This window comes from Marinobacterium stanieri (genome assembly GCF_900155945.1).
Classification (GTDB): domain Bacteria; phylum Pseudomonadota; class Gammaproteobacteria; order Pseudomonadales; family Balneatricaceae; genus Marinobacterium; species Marinobacterium stanieri.
In genome coordinates, this window is sequence record NZ_FTMN01000003.1 from 172510 (window position 1) to 188602 (window position 16093).

Annotated in this window: 11 protein-coding genes; 3 read left to right on the top strand and 8 right to left on the bottom strand. The window is 51.2% G+C overall.

The genetic code is table 11. From position 1 onward, the window contains the following. Nucleotides 1-61: 61 nt before the first annotated feature. The 8 genes from BW956_RS08320 to BW956_RS08355 all read right to left on the bottom strand — a co-directional run bounded on the left by BW956_RS08320 (nucleotide 62) and on the right by BW956_RS08355 (nucleotide 13517). The gene (locus BW956_RS08320) at nucleotides 62-388 is read right to left on the bottom strand and encodes a helix-turn-helix domain-containing protein (RefSeq protein WP_076462353.1); all 327 of its coding nucleotides are present in this window, start codon (nucleotides 386-388) and stop codon (nucleotides 62-64) included. Nucleotides 389-862: 474 nt separating this feature from the next. Then, nucleotides 863-1414, bottom strand: coding sequence for a DUF6933 domain-containing protein (locus tag BW956_RS08325; RefSeq protein WP_420811629.1), 552 nt, complete (start codon nucleotides 1412-1414; stop codon nucleotides 863-865). A gap of 22 nt (nucleotides 1415-1436) precedes the next feature. Beyond that, a complete protein-coding gene (locus BW956_RS08330; protein WP_076462357.1) occupies nucleotides 1437-4700 on the bottom strand; it encodes a type I restriction endonuclease subunit R in 3264 nt (1087 codons plus the stop codon). A gap of 23 nt (nucleotides 4701-4723) precedes the next feature. Further along, entirely contained in the window at nucleotides 4724-6109 is a 1386-nt protein-coding gene (locus BW956_RS08335; RefSeq protein WP_076462359.1) for a restriction endonuclease subunit S domain-containing protein, read from the bottom strand. Continuing rightward, entirely contained in the window at nucleotides 6106-8415 is a 2310-nt protein-coding gene (locus BW956_RS08340) for a type I restriction-modification system subunit M (protein WP_217695111.1), read from the bottom strand. The genes BW956_RS08335 and BW956_RS08340 overlap by 4 nt, the downstream gene beginning before the upstream one ends. Before the next feature lie 118 nt (nucleotides 8416-8533). Further along, a complete protein-coding gene (locus BW956_RS08345; RefSeq protein WP_244894352.1) occupies nucleotides 8534-9349 on the bottom strand; it encodes a GIY-YIG nuclease family protein in 816 nt (271 codons plus the stop codon). An 81-nt stretch (nucleotides 9350-9430) separates the two neighbouring features. After that, a complete protein-coding gene (locus BW956_RS08350) occupies nucleotides 9431-10246 on the bottom strand; it encodes a competence protein CoiA family protein (protein WP_076462365.1) in 816 nt (271 codons plus the stop codon). 61 nt (nucleotides 10247-10307) lie between these two features. Further along, nucleotides 10308-13517 (bottom strand): SNF2-related protein, encoded by a 3210-nt coding sequence (locus BW956_RS08355; RefSeq protein ID WP_076462367.1) that lies wholly within the window; start codon nucleotides 13515-13517, stop codon nucleotides 10308-10310. Nucleotides 13518-13760: 243 nt separating this feature from the next. On the opposite strand from BW956_RS08355, the gene BW956_RS22420 reads away from it, so the two are divergent. The 3 genes from BW956_RS22420 (at nucleotide 13761) to BW956_RS08365 (ending at nucleotide 16090) form a co-directional block, all read left to right on the top strand. Then, nucleotides 13761-13901 (top strand): hypothetical protein, encoded by a 141-nt coding sequence (locus tag BW956_RS22420; protein ID WP_175611982.1) that lies wholly within the window; start codon nucleotides 13761-13763, stop codon nucleotides 13899-13901. 48 nt (nucleotides 13902-13949) lie between these two features. Beyond that, on the top strand, nucleotides 13950-15542 hold the full coding sequence (locus tag BW956_RS08360) for a hypothetical protein (RefSeq protein ID WP_076462369.1): 1593 nt from the start codon (nucleotides 13950-13952) through the stop codon (nucleotides 15540-15542). 251 nt (nucleotides 15543-15793) lie between these two features. Further along, nucleotides 15794-16090, top strand: a complete 297-nt coding sequence (locus BW956_RS08365) for a hypothetical protein (protein WP_076462371.1) — start codon at nucleotides 15794-15796, stop codon at nucleotides 16088-16090. Nucleotides 16091-16093 lie beyond the last annotated feature (3 nt).

Genomic DNA, 16093 nt, shown 5'->3' on the forward strand with positions numbered 1-16093 from the left:
GCGCTGATCGCACTAGGCTTGATCAATCAATGCCGATAATCTGATTTATCGGCAATACATATTAGGTATTAATGGTACGGCTCATGGACTTAAGCAACGGGATGCTTTGAATGTCACCCATGCTGTAACGGTATCCGGTCGGGTCGATCAGCTCGCCCGGTTCAATCCTCCAGCCATGCCAGCCAGGTATCAGCCCGAACAGCTTGAATTCCAGAATCTCGCGCTGTGCGGAATTGAATTTACCATCTTTTCGCATCCGGTAGGCGGTTGCCCTGGACACTGAAAGCAGGTCCATGAGGTCTTGCGGTGTCAGAAAACGTGTGTATTCTCCGCACGCACTAATGAAAGCCAGCTTTTTCTGATATGCACTCATATGATAGATGGTCATTTTGTCGATCCTTAACCTGAAAGTTTTTCATGCTCTGAGCGAGCGGCTAGGATCTTATGAGGTGTGGGGTTCTGTTGGTGAACCGTGACGCTGTGGGGGTCTTTCGCGGTGAAATCGGCTGTTTATACGTGCTATATCCAACTTCGCATAATGTATATTATGTTAAATTAGGTATATCTAGAGTGATGCTGAGCTGACATACATGTTATTTGTATTTTACCGTGAGATCGATCTCATCTTACGGACTAAAGCCCAATCCCTGACAGCGCCTGGCCTACAGGCGGATTCGCCCTGTTCTGCCAAAACGGTTAACTGTCGATAAGATGAGATCCTGTTTTTTCGAGCGCAAAACGCTAAGCAGAATTTTTGGGTGTGATAAAGCCTTAACCAGTTCGTGCGGAGAGTGCCGAAGATTTCCGTTTCGTGGGTTGAGCGTCGTTCCGTGCAAGCTGGTGCACGTTGTGCTATTGCCCGCTAGTTAACGGTTTCATTTGTGCGAGGCAGCAGCTCCAGTAGTTTACGCATCTCGTGAGCTGGTATCAGGTACTCGCTTTCCTTCATGCCTTTAATGCGGCATGGTCGATCACTCAGACTTGCAGATAATGAGTACGGGCCCAGCTCCATGATGTTACTGCCGTCCCAAGTGTAGGATTCCAGGTCGGCGATCATTGTTCTCAACGTGCCCTGAACAGATCGGCTGCATTGGGTATCAAAACTCAGCTCACCAACCTGGACGACGGCTCGCTCGACCAGCACTTCAGGAAAGCCCAGCTTCAGCATGGCACTGGCCAGCATATCCTTGAACCAGAACGTCAGTGCTTTGATCTCTTTCTGGGGCACACCTGTAAGCGCGATGGAGAACCGCGTCTGGTCGTGAGTAAACACCAGGCACTGGCGACGCTGGATTGTGGTGATATTAGCATGCCAGTCGCCTAGCACAGATGGCTGCTCCTCAGCTGAATCAGCGATTTCAAAGCCAGCCTTCTTGAGTTTTTCTGCCAACTTTTTTGTAACGTGGATTCTCAAGACAACCCTTCAACCATATGATTTATTGATTGTTTTTGTTGATTAGCATATCAAAAACGACACGTGCGAAGCCTTGTGCGATCTGCGGGTTGCTAAGGATTTGCATCATCTGATTCTGATGTGCTTCCGAACTGCCCATGACTGCATCATCTACGGCCTGCGGGAAATCTCCAAGAAAAGCCTGATCGGGCGAGTTGTTCCTGAGCTGATGCATCACTCTTTCATTCTCCCCTACTTTGTCTGCAACCGTGCGAGCGTAATTGAGCATGTCGTCATCAGTCAGATTGTCGGTGATAAACAGCTCATTCAGTCGCTGAAGGATGGTAGAAAGAAATTCCTCTTTCTTGTCTCGGGCTTTGGCTGAACCCATCTCGTTACCTGGCTCAAGGCCGTACTCGCCATGGCCTTCTTTCAGCTGCAGATCTTGCTGTTTGATCTTTGAAAGGCGGTAATGGCTCAGCGTGACATTGCTGAGGTCGACATCGTCATCTTCATCGACCTTTTCACGGAGCATCGGACGCAGGTGACGAGCGTAGAGGCTCAGTTTTTCCAGCTCCTTGTCATCGTAATCAACGATTTGTGACATGAACTCGTAGAAGCGCACATAGGTGCCAAGATCTTTCTTGAAGATCTCCAGCGCATCTTTTTCCTGCTTGCATTCCTTCAGGCTGTTTTCTGCATTGGCGATCAATACCGCATCGCCTGATGCCTTGCAGCGCTCGAACATCTCTTTAGCGGTTTTGTACGCATCCACGGCGTTGGCATAGCGCTTCTGCCAGCGCTCAACAGCGGGTTTGCAGATATTGCTGATCGCTGCGTTGCTTTTGTTAGGTACAAAAAACGCCGTAGTGAACTGCTCAACCTCAGCCCAAGTGAAGATGCCCTGTGCTTTCAGCTTATCAAACAGGTCAAAGACCTTGTTCGGGTCTGACACGTCTGTCAGTTCAGCTGTTTGATAATAGGGCTGGAAGGCCTCGAGAATATCTTGAGGGTCGTTGAAGAAATCGAGCACGAAGGTGCCCGATTCAGCCTTGCCAGGATAGGTACGGTTGAGGCGTGACAACGTCTGTACGCACTCGACGCCTGCCAGCTTCTTGTCCACGTACATGGCGCAGAGTTTGGGCTGGTCGAAGCCTGTCTGGAACTTGTTGGCCACCAGCATGACCTGGTAGTCATCGGTATCGAATGCCTTGCGCAGATCCCGCCCCTTGAGGTTCGGGTTCATGCTGGTTTCAGTGAATTTTTCACCCAGCAGAGCTGACGCGTTCGGATCGTTCTCGTTGAACTCCACTTCACCCGAAAATGCCACCATGGCGTGGATCTTCTGGTACTTGTGATCAGCTACGTATTTGTCGAATGCTTTTTTGTAGCTCACAGCCTCTTTGCGAGAACTGGTGACAACCATCGCCTTGGCTTGCCCGCCCAGCAGCCCCATGACGTTCTCTCTGAAGTGCTCAACGATCACCTGCACCTTCTGGGCAATGTTGTAGTCGTGCAGTCGCACCCACTGGTTCAGCTTCACCTTGGCTTTCTTGGCGTCGACCTCTTCATCCTGCTCCCGTACCTTCTGAGCAAGCTGGTAGGCCACCTTGTAGCTGGTGTAGTTCTTCAGCACATCCAGGATAAAGCCTTCTTCGATGGCCTGGCGCATGCTGTAGACATGCCAAGCTTCGGGCTTGTTACTGCTTGAAGGGGGGCTATCTGGATCGGGGCGTCGTCCAAAAAGCTCCAGTGTTTTGGGCTTGGGCGTGGCGGTAAACGCAAAGAAACTGAGATTCTGGTTGCCCTTGCGGGCCGCCAGTGTGGCATCCAGCAGATCCTCGCTGGTTAACTCGTCCTGTTCTTCATCTGGCTCAAGCATCAGGACTTCTTTGAGCTGACGAGCGGTCGAGCCCGACTGGGACGAGTGTGCCTCATCCGCGATCACGGCATAGTTGCGCTCCTTCAGGCTCACACTGTTCTCAATCGCCTTGAGCACAAACGGGAACGTCTGGATGGTAACGATGATGATCGGCTGGGCACTTTCCAGCGCGGCGGCTAGTTTTTCAGACTTGGAGCCGTCGCCTTCCTTGTTGTTGATGCGCCCGACCACCCCGTCGGCATGCTCGAACTGGTAGATGGTATCCTGCAGCTGATCATCAAGCACAGTACGGTCGGTGACGACGATCACCGAGTGGAAACGCTTATTGCCCGCTTCATCATAGAGTGACGCAAGCTGATGCGCAGTCCAGGCGATGGAGTTGGACTTGCCCGACCCCGCGCTGTGCTGAATCAGGTACTTGTGGCCTGGACCGTTTTCGCGGGCATCCGCTACCAGCTGGGTGACTACATCCCACTGGTGGTAACGCGGGAAGATGAGCGTCTCTTTCTTGTACTTCTTGCCCTGCCAGTCCTCTTTCTCTTCGATCTGCAGGTGAACGAAACGAGCCAGAATGCGCAGGATATTGTCAGGCGCCAGCACCTCCTGCCAAAGGTAAGCAGTGGCGTATTCGTTCGGGTTCTCGGGCACCTCGTTGCCAGCACCGCCCTCCTTCGTGCCCCTGTTGAACGGCAAGAAGAAGGTGTCGTTGCCTTCCAGCCGCGTGGCCATGTACACCTCGTACTGGCTGACGGCAAAGTGCACCAGCGCCCCGCGCTTGAACGTGAGCAGCGGCTCGGGCTTGTTGGTGGCAGGGTCTTTAGGCAAACGGGTCAGTTTGTACTGCTTGATCGCTCGCTCTACCGCCTGCTTGAATTCGGACTTCAGCTCCAGCGTGGCGATGGGCAGGCCGTTCAGGAACAGCACCAGGTCGATGCGCCATTTTTTGGCTTGTTTACCCGTGAGAGCCATATGTTCTGCGGTGGCATAAGGGCTGTAGACCAGTTCGGGCACGACGCGCAGGCGGTTCTGTTTGTAGCGCGCCAGCGTGTCAGGATTCAGGTCGTGATCAGGCTTGAACTGGCAAAGGCGGAAACGGGTGCCGCGATCCTTAAGCTCATGGCGCAGGACACCGAGCGTGCCAAAGGTGCGCAGCTCCTTGTTGGCGGCGTTCGGGTCCGCCTTGCTCAGCTGATTGGCCACCCGTTCCAGAAATGCCTTTTCAGGATCGTTCGGATAGAGCTTGCAGTACTTCTGCCACTGCTCAGGCTGGGTGTCTTTCACGAACCCGAGCAAGTCTTCCTCATACAGCGCCAGCTCGCGGTTGTAGCCAGCAGGTTCACCCAACAGCCAGCCGTTTGCCAGTAGCTGTTCAATGACTTCATTCTGGAAAACGGATTCTTGTGCTTTGCTGGCGTAACTACTCATATCCAAACGTCCCTGTGGTTCTGTCAGTGTGCTGCGGGTATTGCTACTGGCTCGGTTGTTGTTTTCGGCTGCTTGTTCGCTGAAGACTGTGGTTTCCAGTTTCTAACATCGATTTTGCCTGTTACAGCAGCGGAAATTAGAGCTGATCGGCGTTCTTTCATGAGATCGATTGACATCTCCGCTTTTTTTACCAAAGAGTCAAAAGCTTTTATCTGCTTCATGATGTATTTAGAAATTTCCATTTGCTCTTCCAAGGGAGGAAAGGTTACATATAATCCTTTTGCCAGTTCAACATTGAAATGCTGCTGGATCGCTCCACCTGAACCTGACGATATTTGTTTTTTACATACATCTGAATTGATTTGATAGCACAAAAAATCAGATATTATTTTTTTACTCTTTCTAATTATTATTAGATCTATACAGTTGTAGCCATCATGTTTAGCTAAAACAACAGCAGCTTTACCAGGCTGTCCTGAGCGAACTACTAAGATATCTCCTTGGAAAACTTGGCTTTTTATGAGGTCGGAGTTTGAGGCCTTGGATATGTATACAAAATCCCGTTCTTCAATACTATTTTCTTTAACGTTAAGCGATCTAAAGCAAGGTATCCCGTTATCAACATAATACTTCGCTGGTGTCACCACGATACCGACGGTAACTTCGGGTGTGATATGTCTAAGTGGCACTACACTCCAATGCTCAGGCACTTCCCCCAGCCACTCCACGCCTGAATCTTTCATCGGCGCATCGGGGTTCAGGCCCTTGGTAACCGCATGGCTGATCACCGCCTGACGCTTCTCTTTCAGCAGCTTGATTAATTGTTGCTGCTTTTCGATCAGGGTGTCGATTTTGGTGGTTTCGTGGTCGAGGAACCTTGCTATATCAAGCTGCTCTGCTAGTTCAGGCACAGGTAGTTGAATTCGGCCAAACTGATCATATGAGATAGACTTTCCATCTCTCAGGCTATCTGTTGATGCCTGAAGTGCAGAGATATACGGATTGCTTTTCAATAAGTACTTATAATATGTAGGCTTTACCAAGCCCCCAGCGGGTTCCAAAACCGTATACGCAGGAGAAACACACCCAACGTAATTACTATGCTCTATGCCGCCCTCAAAGCTTCTGAGACTAATAACAAAGTTATCTTTTTCTACATGTCGAAATGATTCAGTTCCCTTCAGTGCAAGCATCACTTTTGCATCATTTAATTGCATCATTAATGACTGCGGAACAACACCATATTTTTGACTAGCTGCGAGCTGTTCATCGGAAGAATATGCTGATTTTCTAACGCTTCTAAACAGCCTTTTACCATTTAGGCAGTCCCAGTGGACGGGTATTTCACCAAGCCACTTTTCTCCCGTATTTTTCATTTGAAGATATGGTTTGTAGCTGATCGCACTCATGAGTGAACCTCCGCCAACAGGTCCATAATCTCCCGACTCACCTTATCCAGGTCCGCATCAATTTCTTCCAAACTACGTGGCGGCTGGTACACATAGAAATGCCGATTGAACGGAATCTCATACCCAACGATACCGATCTCCCCATCCTTCTCGTCACGCTTGTTGGCGTCAATCCAGGCATCTGGTACGTGCGGTGCGACTTCACGGTCAAAGTAGTCTTCGATCAGCTCTTCCACCCGCTTTGATGGATCAAGCGGGATATTCTCGTAGTCGCGCAAGTCGCTATCGGGCTGGTATTCGACCACGGTGGGCTTGCCCTTGACTGTGGTTTCAAACGCGCCATATTTTGGCTGTGCTGTTTCCTTCAGCACCTTCTTGATGACCCGCTCAGCGTCGGAGTTCTTCCAGGTGATAGCGTCTAGCAGCTGCTTTTTCTGTTTTGCGTCCAGCTTGATGCCTGTGGCCTTGAGCGCCTTTTTCAGCTCATCTTCAAACGGGTTGAAATCGTCACACTGACCAGAGACGAGAGCGCCCTCGCCCATCTGCTGAACCAACTGGTCACGCAGGGTTTTGGCCGCATCGAGCAGCGCTTTCTGGTCTCGCCAGAGTTTGGGGCTGAGCAGGTCTTTGACCTGTTTCTCTTTCAGCTCAGGGAAGCTGGCTTTCATCTCCACCCTGATCTCTTTCTCGACTGCCGCCAGCTCTCCGTAGGAGTCGTTGTCCCACTGCGGGCCAAACTGCTCCCAGATCCACTGCATGGGTGCGTTGAAGGGCTTGGGCGCAAAGCGCAGTGTTGCCAGGCGTTCATCATCCATCTGTACCGATAGGCGCAGCGGGCGCTCGATGGTGATGCGTCGGTAGCCGAAATCGGTGGTATCGAAGATCTTGGTCAGCGGCTGGCCGTTGGTTGGATCGGTGGCACAGGCTTCATCAAAGGCACCAAATTCACGCGTGATGGTGCGGATATCATCTTCAGTCAGATATTTGCGCTTGGAGCCTAGGGACTTGCGCATCTTGCTGCTCAGGTTCACACCGTTGATCAGCTGGACCTTGCCTTTGCGCTCGGCAGGCTTCTTGTTGGAAAGCACCCAGATATAGGTGGCAATGCCCGTGTTGTAAAACATGTCTGTAGGCAACGCGATGATGGCTTCCAGCAGGTCGGCTTCCAGGATGTAACGGCGGATCTCGCTTTCACCGCTCCCCGCACTGCCCGTGAATAGAGGCGACCCGTTCAGGATGATGCCAATACGGCCTCCGCCTTCAATAGAATCGCCTTCGGTCGGGGTGCGATCACGCAGCTTGCTGATCAGGTGCATCAGGAACAGCAGCGACCCATCGGATACGCGTGGCAGACCAGGACCGAAGCGTCCATCGAAGCCTTTGATGCTGTGCTCGTCCTTGATCTCGCCCTCGACTTTTTTCCAGTCCACCCCAAACGGCGGGTTGGAGAGCATGTAGTCAAACTTGTCGGCATAGAGCTGGTCATTGGAAAGCGTGTTGCCCAGCTTGATGTTGTTGACCTCTTGCCCCTTGATCAGCATGTCGGCTTTACAAATCGCGTAGGACTCGGGGTTCAGCTCCTGGCCGTAAGCGCGGATTACGGCGCTCTGGTTAGGGCTGCGTTCCAGCACGTATTCCATGCCGCTGGAGAGGAAGCCCCCTGTTCCCGCTGTAGGGTCATAGATGGTTCGTACAATGCCTTCCTTGGTGAAGACATCATCATCTTCCATGAACACCAGGGAGGTCGTCAGGTTGACGATGTCACGCGGGGTAAAGTGCTCACCTGCGGTGTCGTTGGCGCTTTCAGCAAAGCGACGGATCAGCTCTTCGAACACCAGGCCCATTTCGTGGTTGGAGAGGCGTTCGGGGCTCAGATCGGTGTTGGCGAACTTCTGAACCACCTTGTACAGCAGGTTGGCATCGCTGAGCAGGCCGACAAACTCATCGAACTTGAAGTACTCAAAGATCTCGCGTGCATCACGTGAGAAGCTCTGTACGTAATTCTCAAGGTTGTCTTTGATGCCCGACTCGCCAAGCTTGGAAAGCGTCATGGGTGAGGTGTTAAAGAACGCCTGCTTGGTGGCTCTGAGTATGAGTTTCTCAGCAGCTTCCTCAGGCAGTCCCATGGCTTTAACTTTTTTATACTCCGCCAACACAGCTTCTTTGTCGGGTTCCAGCACACATTCCAGACGACGCAGCAGTGTGAAAGGCAGGATCACCCGCCCATACTGGCTTTGTTTGAAGTCACCACGAAGCAGGTCAGCCACAGACCAGATGAAAGCAGCAGTTTGAGAGAAGTTTTCCATTGAGATGACGTCTAATCCATGTAATGGCAGACAGGTGTTGAGATGAAGTACGTCTGCCGAATTTCTATTTGAAAATCAGTGTACTATGCAGGTACTAAATTTGTCAGGCGGAACTGCGTTAGCTTTCGTGCTCACTACTCAGCGGGACCTGTGATTCCTGGATTTCCTTCAACGACCTGCCATTCTTATCTGACCATTCCAGACGTCCATTCGCTGAGCGCCCGAGCACGACTCCTGCAGCGGTTGAAGGTGATGAAAAGCTGTAGTCCTGAGTGAATTTTAAACGGCCATTCATTTCCGCAATGACCCCAGCCGTCAACAGCTTGGCTCTCATCTGAGAAACGGAGGTTGGCACCGATGCCACCTCTTCAGTTGAGACATCAGTGCCCTCAAATACTGTAAAGCCCTGGGACGACTCTGTTCCCGATCCCTGTATGCCTTTTGTCGGGGCCTTGATATACAACCTTGTGGCTGGTGATGCCTTCTTGGAAGGTGGCTGTTCAAACGCATGGATACCCAGAACAGGCAGGATGCCCAGAATATGGTCGAGGAAAACCTCCATGTCAGCCTGGTCTGCCTCGGTCAGCGTTGGCCTGGATGGCGTTTGGATGTTATCCAGCGCCAGCCGCTTGGCTTCTTTGGCGATATCGACAAGGCGATGCTCAAGGTACTGCACATGTGCTTTGTTCAGCTGCCCTGCCGTCGATACGAAGAACACGCAACGGTTCCAGAAGTCCTTTTTGGCAAAGTGGCTCTCAAGGCGCGGCAAAACGGGATCGCCTTCCCCGATGTAGAGCATCTCACCATCGCCGACCTCTTCAGGCCCAAGCAGGAGGTAGACGCCTGTCTGCTTGAATTCATCACGGTTCTTGACGCGTGGCAGGTGTGAACGTGGAAATAGCACCGCCTTCCCTATCCAGTTTGAGCGCTCCACCAGCCGCAAGCCGTCTGGATCGCCATCAGCTACGAATATTCGGATTGAGAAAGGTGATTGGGGCATTACGAATTCCTTTGGTTACCGTCTGCTTCGGTTGAGGGTGAATCCAGCAAGTGCTCGATCAATGAAATCGCCTTGGTCCGATTCTGAAGGTATATCCTCAGGGCAGGCAAAGAGGTCTTGTGTGGAGATGCTCGCTGGGTCGGGCATATTAGTTTTCGTCCACTCAATAGCCCTGTCTCTACGCGGATGGTAGAGCCAGTGAACATGCTCGGGGCTATCGAACAAATATGACTTGAGCTGCTCTTTGAATGACTGCACGCCCTTTCCTGCATGCCCAAAAAAACAACCCAAGGTGGCACTCAAATCAATCCTGATCACCCCTGCTCGAGCCTTATCTGCAGCAGGTTCATCAATGAGAAAGTGGCGCTCTGGGTGATCGAAGCCAATAATCAGTGGGACACCATGGACCCAACCAATAACATCACCGTATACCGACTCTATTTTTGTCTCCAGCTCCACTTTTTCAAACTGAACGGTTGATGCCTGTGTGACTTCGATGTCCACCTCCAGAGGCGCGTAGCCTTCATACTGAATTCTCAGTGGGTAAACGTACTTGGGCAAGGAGATCTTGATTTTGGCCAGCTCTGCAAACAGCTGCTTTGCCATCTGTGTTACAGACACGTAGAACGAGTATTCACACTCTTGATCTGTTTGATCAGAGGTGCCTCGGGTCGCATGAGCGAAATGCCAAGCGTTTTTCTCACCCTGACGGGCTTGAAGTGGAGTATCGCAAGATGGGCAGATACAGCCGCACTGAAGGCCTCTGGCCACTTCATGTACATCTACAAGTTGACCAGTGTCGACCTCCAAAGCGAAGGGTACTTTGTTCATGGCAGCTTCCTTGCTCCTGATACTCAGGGGGTGTGCCCTATCGCTACAGCGTTTCAGGCATTCACATTACACCGAATATAACCGCTGCAGTCGAAGGTTCACAAGATGACTGACGTAGCGCCAACTCGGTCGCTCTCTTAAAAGCATTGAACTCAAGTGGTGATTGCTTCAACTTGGGAAGCAAGTCACGGTGGCGAACCAGCTTCTTGTTACCCATCTTCTTCAATCGCTCTGTTCTCAGTGGTTGTAGAAGCACCTGAAATGCGTCTGCCAAGCTTTCGAGCTGCCTAAGGCTGGCGTTGTCCCTGCCCTCATCCAGCAAGCCGCCTGTTGTCCATGGCAGTATGGTTTTCACGGCGTGATAGTAATCCAGTTGCTGCTGATCCTGCTTTTTCGCTGTCACATGGGACATGTGGTCGACGTACTGTGACAACAACTTCAATAACGCCAAGCGATTACTGCTAAGGGTGATGTCGGGATTTTCTCTGAGTGTTTTGACCAGTTTCTCCATCTGAGCGATGCTCGCATCAGTTGGTTTGACATCGCACGTGTCAGGGCCGAGATTGGCCTTGAGGAATGCTACGATTTCATCAAGTCTAGCTGTTGTGTTTCGCTCATCATCACTGACTAATACCCAGCGTGCTGGCTGCTGATTCGTGCCTGCCTGGCATATAAAGGCCCAAGATGAGCTTGTTTTGGACCCCACTACGCTGACGCGGGAGATAACAACGCCCGTAGTGGCCTTCATTTGATTGACTAATGTCTTCGGTATCAGTGCAGCGCCGTTTCCATCGTATAGGGATCTGACCGTGTGGAAAGCGTCCTGCACCCCGAAACTTTGCTCTTCGCGAGACTGCTCGAGCTTTGAGATCAGCTCTTCACTGCTCTCCTCAGCCATGGTATCGAAGTCATCCGCCTCATACTCTTCAGGTACTTCGAAATTGGCCCCGATGAGGCGTTTGGTTTCTTGATGCCGTGAAATAAATTTATGATCGCGGTTGAGTCGAAACGCGGGCGCATCAAGCGGCCAGAGAACCTCTGCCTCTTGGTGGGGTGAATCCAATCGTTCGATGCGCCCAATGCGCTGCTCCGCGTGACGGATCACTGACGGGCGGTCCAGCATGATAAGACAAGATGCTGACTGCAGATTGACGCCCTCCGCCATGGCATTTGAGCACAGTCCTATGTGCTTCCCTTCTCTGCCTCCCAGCCCCATGAGCTCACAGAGCTCTGCTTTGGCCTTCGGGTCTCTACCTGTTGCCAGATGTACATGGTGAGTTGGCTTAGCTTGCTTCAGCAGGTTTTCGATCACCCGTAATGCGAGAATGCGCTCCTCAAACACGAGCAACTTATGGTGACGTTGAGATGCCTCTTGGATCTGCCTCACTTTGGTCTTTTCGCGCTCCAGACTCAATTCTGCCGTTAGCGCAGCTATCTGCTCATAGAGCTGGAGCTCCTGCGCGACCGCGTCCTGGTAGCGGTCAGCATTTTTCAAGAAATCGGGTAGAAATGCGGGATCGACAGCGGGCGCAGGCATTTTGCGTGCTTTCTGGCGGATTCTTTCAATGAGGCCTTGCCGTTCTGTATGGTTGTCATCGGGTTTGAGCCTGGCTGCATTGCAGGCGGCTTCGTGGCCTAAAACCACTTCCATCAGAACATACGTTGAAGCCCGTAAGGCATGCATGATGGTATAAGCGGCCAGGAATCGAGCAGCATCGATTCGCCACTCGACATATCGCTGAAGGGCCTCAGGATCTGCCTCTCCCAATCCTGGGTCATCCTTGATGGGCTTTAACAGGTAATTTAGCCCTTTGAGTTGACTCGCCAGTTGAGCAATTTGCAGCGCAATTTCACGGTCTCTCTCATTGCCATCAATGGCGTAGACCTGGTTGATGATCTCGGGGTATGTGCAGTTTTCGCCCAAGGCGTTTTTGTAAGCCTCTGGCTGGGCGGCGATATAGCCTTTCAGCTGGCTGATAGTTCGACGCACCGTAAACTGCCTGATCTCGTTTGAGAGTTGCTGTATGACGGTCTGATCAAGCTTGGCAATACGTTTACGGCCCCCCAGGTAAGACTCCAGTTGCTTGAGCGTTTGCTCCTGCAGGTTGTCAGCGCCGAGCAAATTGATCATGACCAATAGATCTCTGGCTGACCGATTAATCGGAGTCGCTGTGAACAGCATCAAGTCAGTGGCGACGCTTTCCAGCAGCTTTTGGGAACGGTTGGATTTCAGGTTGTGGTAATTGTGTGCCTCATCCACTACCAGGATATCGCCTTGGGCGAGAATGCGTTCAATCCGTTTCGCATCCTTAGAGCGGCGTCCCAGCAAACCACTTGAGCCAACACATGTGTTCGGGCCAGGCCTGTCGGTCTCAGTCACCCAGTTCTCAATGACACTTGGCGGACAGATGATACCGCATAGGCTGCTGACTCTTCCTGTTGCCCTGGCACGTGCCGCTGTGGCCTGAACCAGAAAGGCGCCCATGCGCGTCTTGCCAGAGCCTGTAGCGTCCGCGATGAGAACAGCGCCTGTGTTATCCAGGATGTAGAGTGCCTGTGCTATGCCGTCCCTTTGACTAGGCCACAGCCGCTCACTTTCATGCTCCATGCTGAGCAACAGGTCTACCCAGTCACCAGACAAGAGCTCACTACAGGCTCGCGCCAGCGCTTCTTGCCAAGTAACGACTTTCATCAACTGCTCAATGAGATCTGCAAGCCAATCGTTGCAGCATTCACCTGTCTCCCAGATAGCCTCTGCCAGCGACCAGGTTTCGGCATATCGTGCCTTGTCGCGTGAGCGGCTGAAAATGGTATTTCCTTCTATTTGGTTGTGGAGGCCTGCGTGCGTGAAGTTTGAAGACCCCAGCAGCACATTATCAGTGGCACAGTAGAGCTTGGCATGCACTCGCCGCTCCCCTCGGCCAGGCATTCGCACTTCTAGATCACGAGCGCGCAATCGGCGAGCTGCCGTTTCGATACGTGGACACTGATCTATAGAAAGGCCCTTTGCGAGCCAGTAGTCACGCATTTCATCGGCTACTGTGGAAGTGCTTCTCTCACGCATGATTGGCTGAGGTTCATTGCCGAGGAAGATACGAGCGTGCTGGTGATCGATGGAAAGACTGGCGATCAAGTCAATGACCTTGCCTAAGCTGGCATAACCAGTGACTAGCAACAGCTGTTCAGAGTTGAAAAACCAGTCCTTGATTGTCGAGTGAACCGTGAACTGGGGGCGGTTAGTTGGAAACCTGTCTTGGTTGGGCCATTCCATTCCTGATTCCTTTGCCCTGTGAAGGATGAATTGCATGTAATTTACATGGCATGTTGTCCATCCTAAATGTAGTCATGTTTGGCGCTAGCAATGGAAAATGACGCCCAATACAAGCAAAATGCAGACATAACTCCATGTCGAACTCACGTAGATCAAACTCGTGTCGCCAACTTTCAGGGCTACCTATGAAGGCCTACAAGTTACGCTCTTTCTTGCGACTCACAAACCAAGAAGGAGACTGACATGTCTAACAAAACACGAGTTCAAAACAACCAGCGTGCAAACATCAAGAACCCAAACTACGGTACGTCTGGCACCAACATAACGAATGCCAAGGCTCACGGCAATCGAGGCAAACAGCTGAACCCGAACAATAAGAAGTAAGTAACGGAAATAGGGCCCCAGGTGGGGCCCTTACATAAGGAGATGGAGATGCAAACTGGTTTCCCAACGATTGGTGCGGTTACACGATTTTTGTTTAATGCTGCTGGCGTCTTGGCCCAGAAAGATGACTCTCTTGGTCTGCTTCTGTCTGAAAAAGATAAAAAGAGCCTGCAGACCCGATTGAAGCGGCTGACGGATGAAGATGGCGAGCTGGAAGAGAATCTGAACGATGTTTTGTCACTCTTGATGGGGTGCGTGGACAAGATATCCCCTTCTCCCAGGGTTACGGCGGCAATCGCTGAATCTATCTGGGACCTGCTCGTTCAGTATTCCGATCTGGTACGGAATGAAGGTACTTACCTCGGTGTGAAAGATACCTTGGGCTATGTGCTGAAATCCAAGCTGGTCGGACGTGCAGTCGTTTCTTCACAGAAGAATGTACTGCTCTTTAACCTCAAAGATTTGGGACTCTCTACGCCTGAGGATGAGTACTGGTTCCTGCCTGACATCCATGATGACTGCCTAGTCTGGCCATTGGAAAAGGCGATGCGCTGGGCATATAGCGTTGCTGACACTTCTCAGACGCACTTTCACTTTCCTGGAAAAAATGTGAAATCTGAAAACTTTCAGCTGAGCCAGAACTTGGAAAGCGCAGAAAATTGGCTTCACGCCCGAAGCCTGCCCAATTGGGGAGTTCTGCATACTAATCTGATGGAGTCGTTTGCTGCGATGGAGGCCTGTTCCGACAGTCAACATCAGCGCCAGCTTCCAGAGAGTACCCAAGCTCAAGTTGTCTTGGTTGTATTCATTGCCCGAGCCGCGACGTACATCACACAGGAAATAGACAAGCATTACGGGCGTGACGTGCTGCTGCAACTACTTGATCAGTTCAAAGAGCAAAGTCAGGTGCTTCGAAGTGACGTGCATGCACATATGAGCAGCACAATTGAGAAGCTCATTGGTGAGGCAGCTACAGCTAAGGGTAGCCCCCCTCAAGAGGTTATTGACTGTATTTGGAGAGACTCCGTACCCCAGTACTGGTGGGATGTGGGTCGGTTTTTTGCCCAAGCAGGCGAAGAAACCCAGAGCTTTCTGCTCGAGAATCATGGTGAACCGCTGACTCAGGAGCAACTGACCTATATTGAAAGGCGATATGGGCCATACTTTTTTACATGTTTGAAACATGGACTTGACATTTCTGAGAGTTATCCCATGCCGCAGGGGTTTATGGAACTCGTTGTCGAAGGAGAGAGCCTACTGAATCGGAACAGTAGCCTGAATCAAGTTAGGGTCTACAAAGAGAGCGTGGAAAAAAGTTCATGGTCTACAGCCCTGTCCTGGCTAGCTGAATGGAATGAAGGTTCACTCCACATGAGAAATGGTGACCAAAAGCTGGCACACAAACACTTGGGCAACGCGTTCGGGCTTGGGAAATACTGTGCAGGTGACCGACAAAAGCCGCTTGTTCAGGGTTATTTGGAAGTATGTGCCAAAGTGCAGTCCTGGAAAGATTTCAAGAAAGCTTTTGCCTGGGCACGCTACCTCCAGATTCCCGTCAGACTGTGGGATAGCGAATGGGAAGAGTCTATGGATAATGTCAAAACACTTTACACAATGTACCAGCATATGGAGTTTGCTTGAAACGTGGTCTGGGAGGGCGCTAAGGCATGTAATCATGTCTATGTGTCCCAGCCTCTTGGTTGGAGGATCCTTTCAAATTGGATAGCAAATCAACTTTAAGAAGTACATTCTAACACACTGTTTTTATTGAAATATATTTATATAAATACGATTGGTATCATAGGCTTTCAGACATATACCAGATAAATCTGACCCTTCCTGCCAACAAGGGGTCTAATATTTATATTAGGCTTTTATCGAGGTACTTGCCTATGCGTGAATCAGAGTCGACCTCTGTCGATTACATCGTTGATACCCTGCTGGAAGCGCAGCATTTGTGGGCTTCGATACCAGTGGGTTCGCTGGTTCAGCTGGAGGCGGATCTATACGAAGGTGATACTCAATTGCTAACCAGAGGCAGGCTTTATGAAGTGCTGGCGAAGACAGACGCCCTTCCCGGCCAGCAAATGTTTGTCGTGGAGTCGGAGCTGACACGTCAGTTGGTAGAGCTTTATCCGGGACTGATCTGTAACTATCTGGATGACCAGGCACCCGTTCATTACGCCTGATGA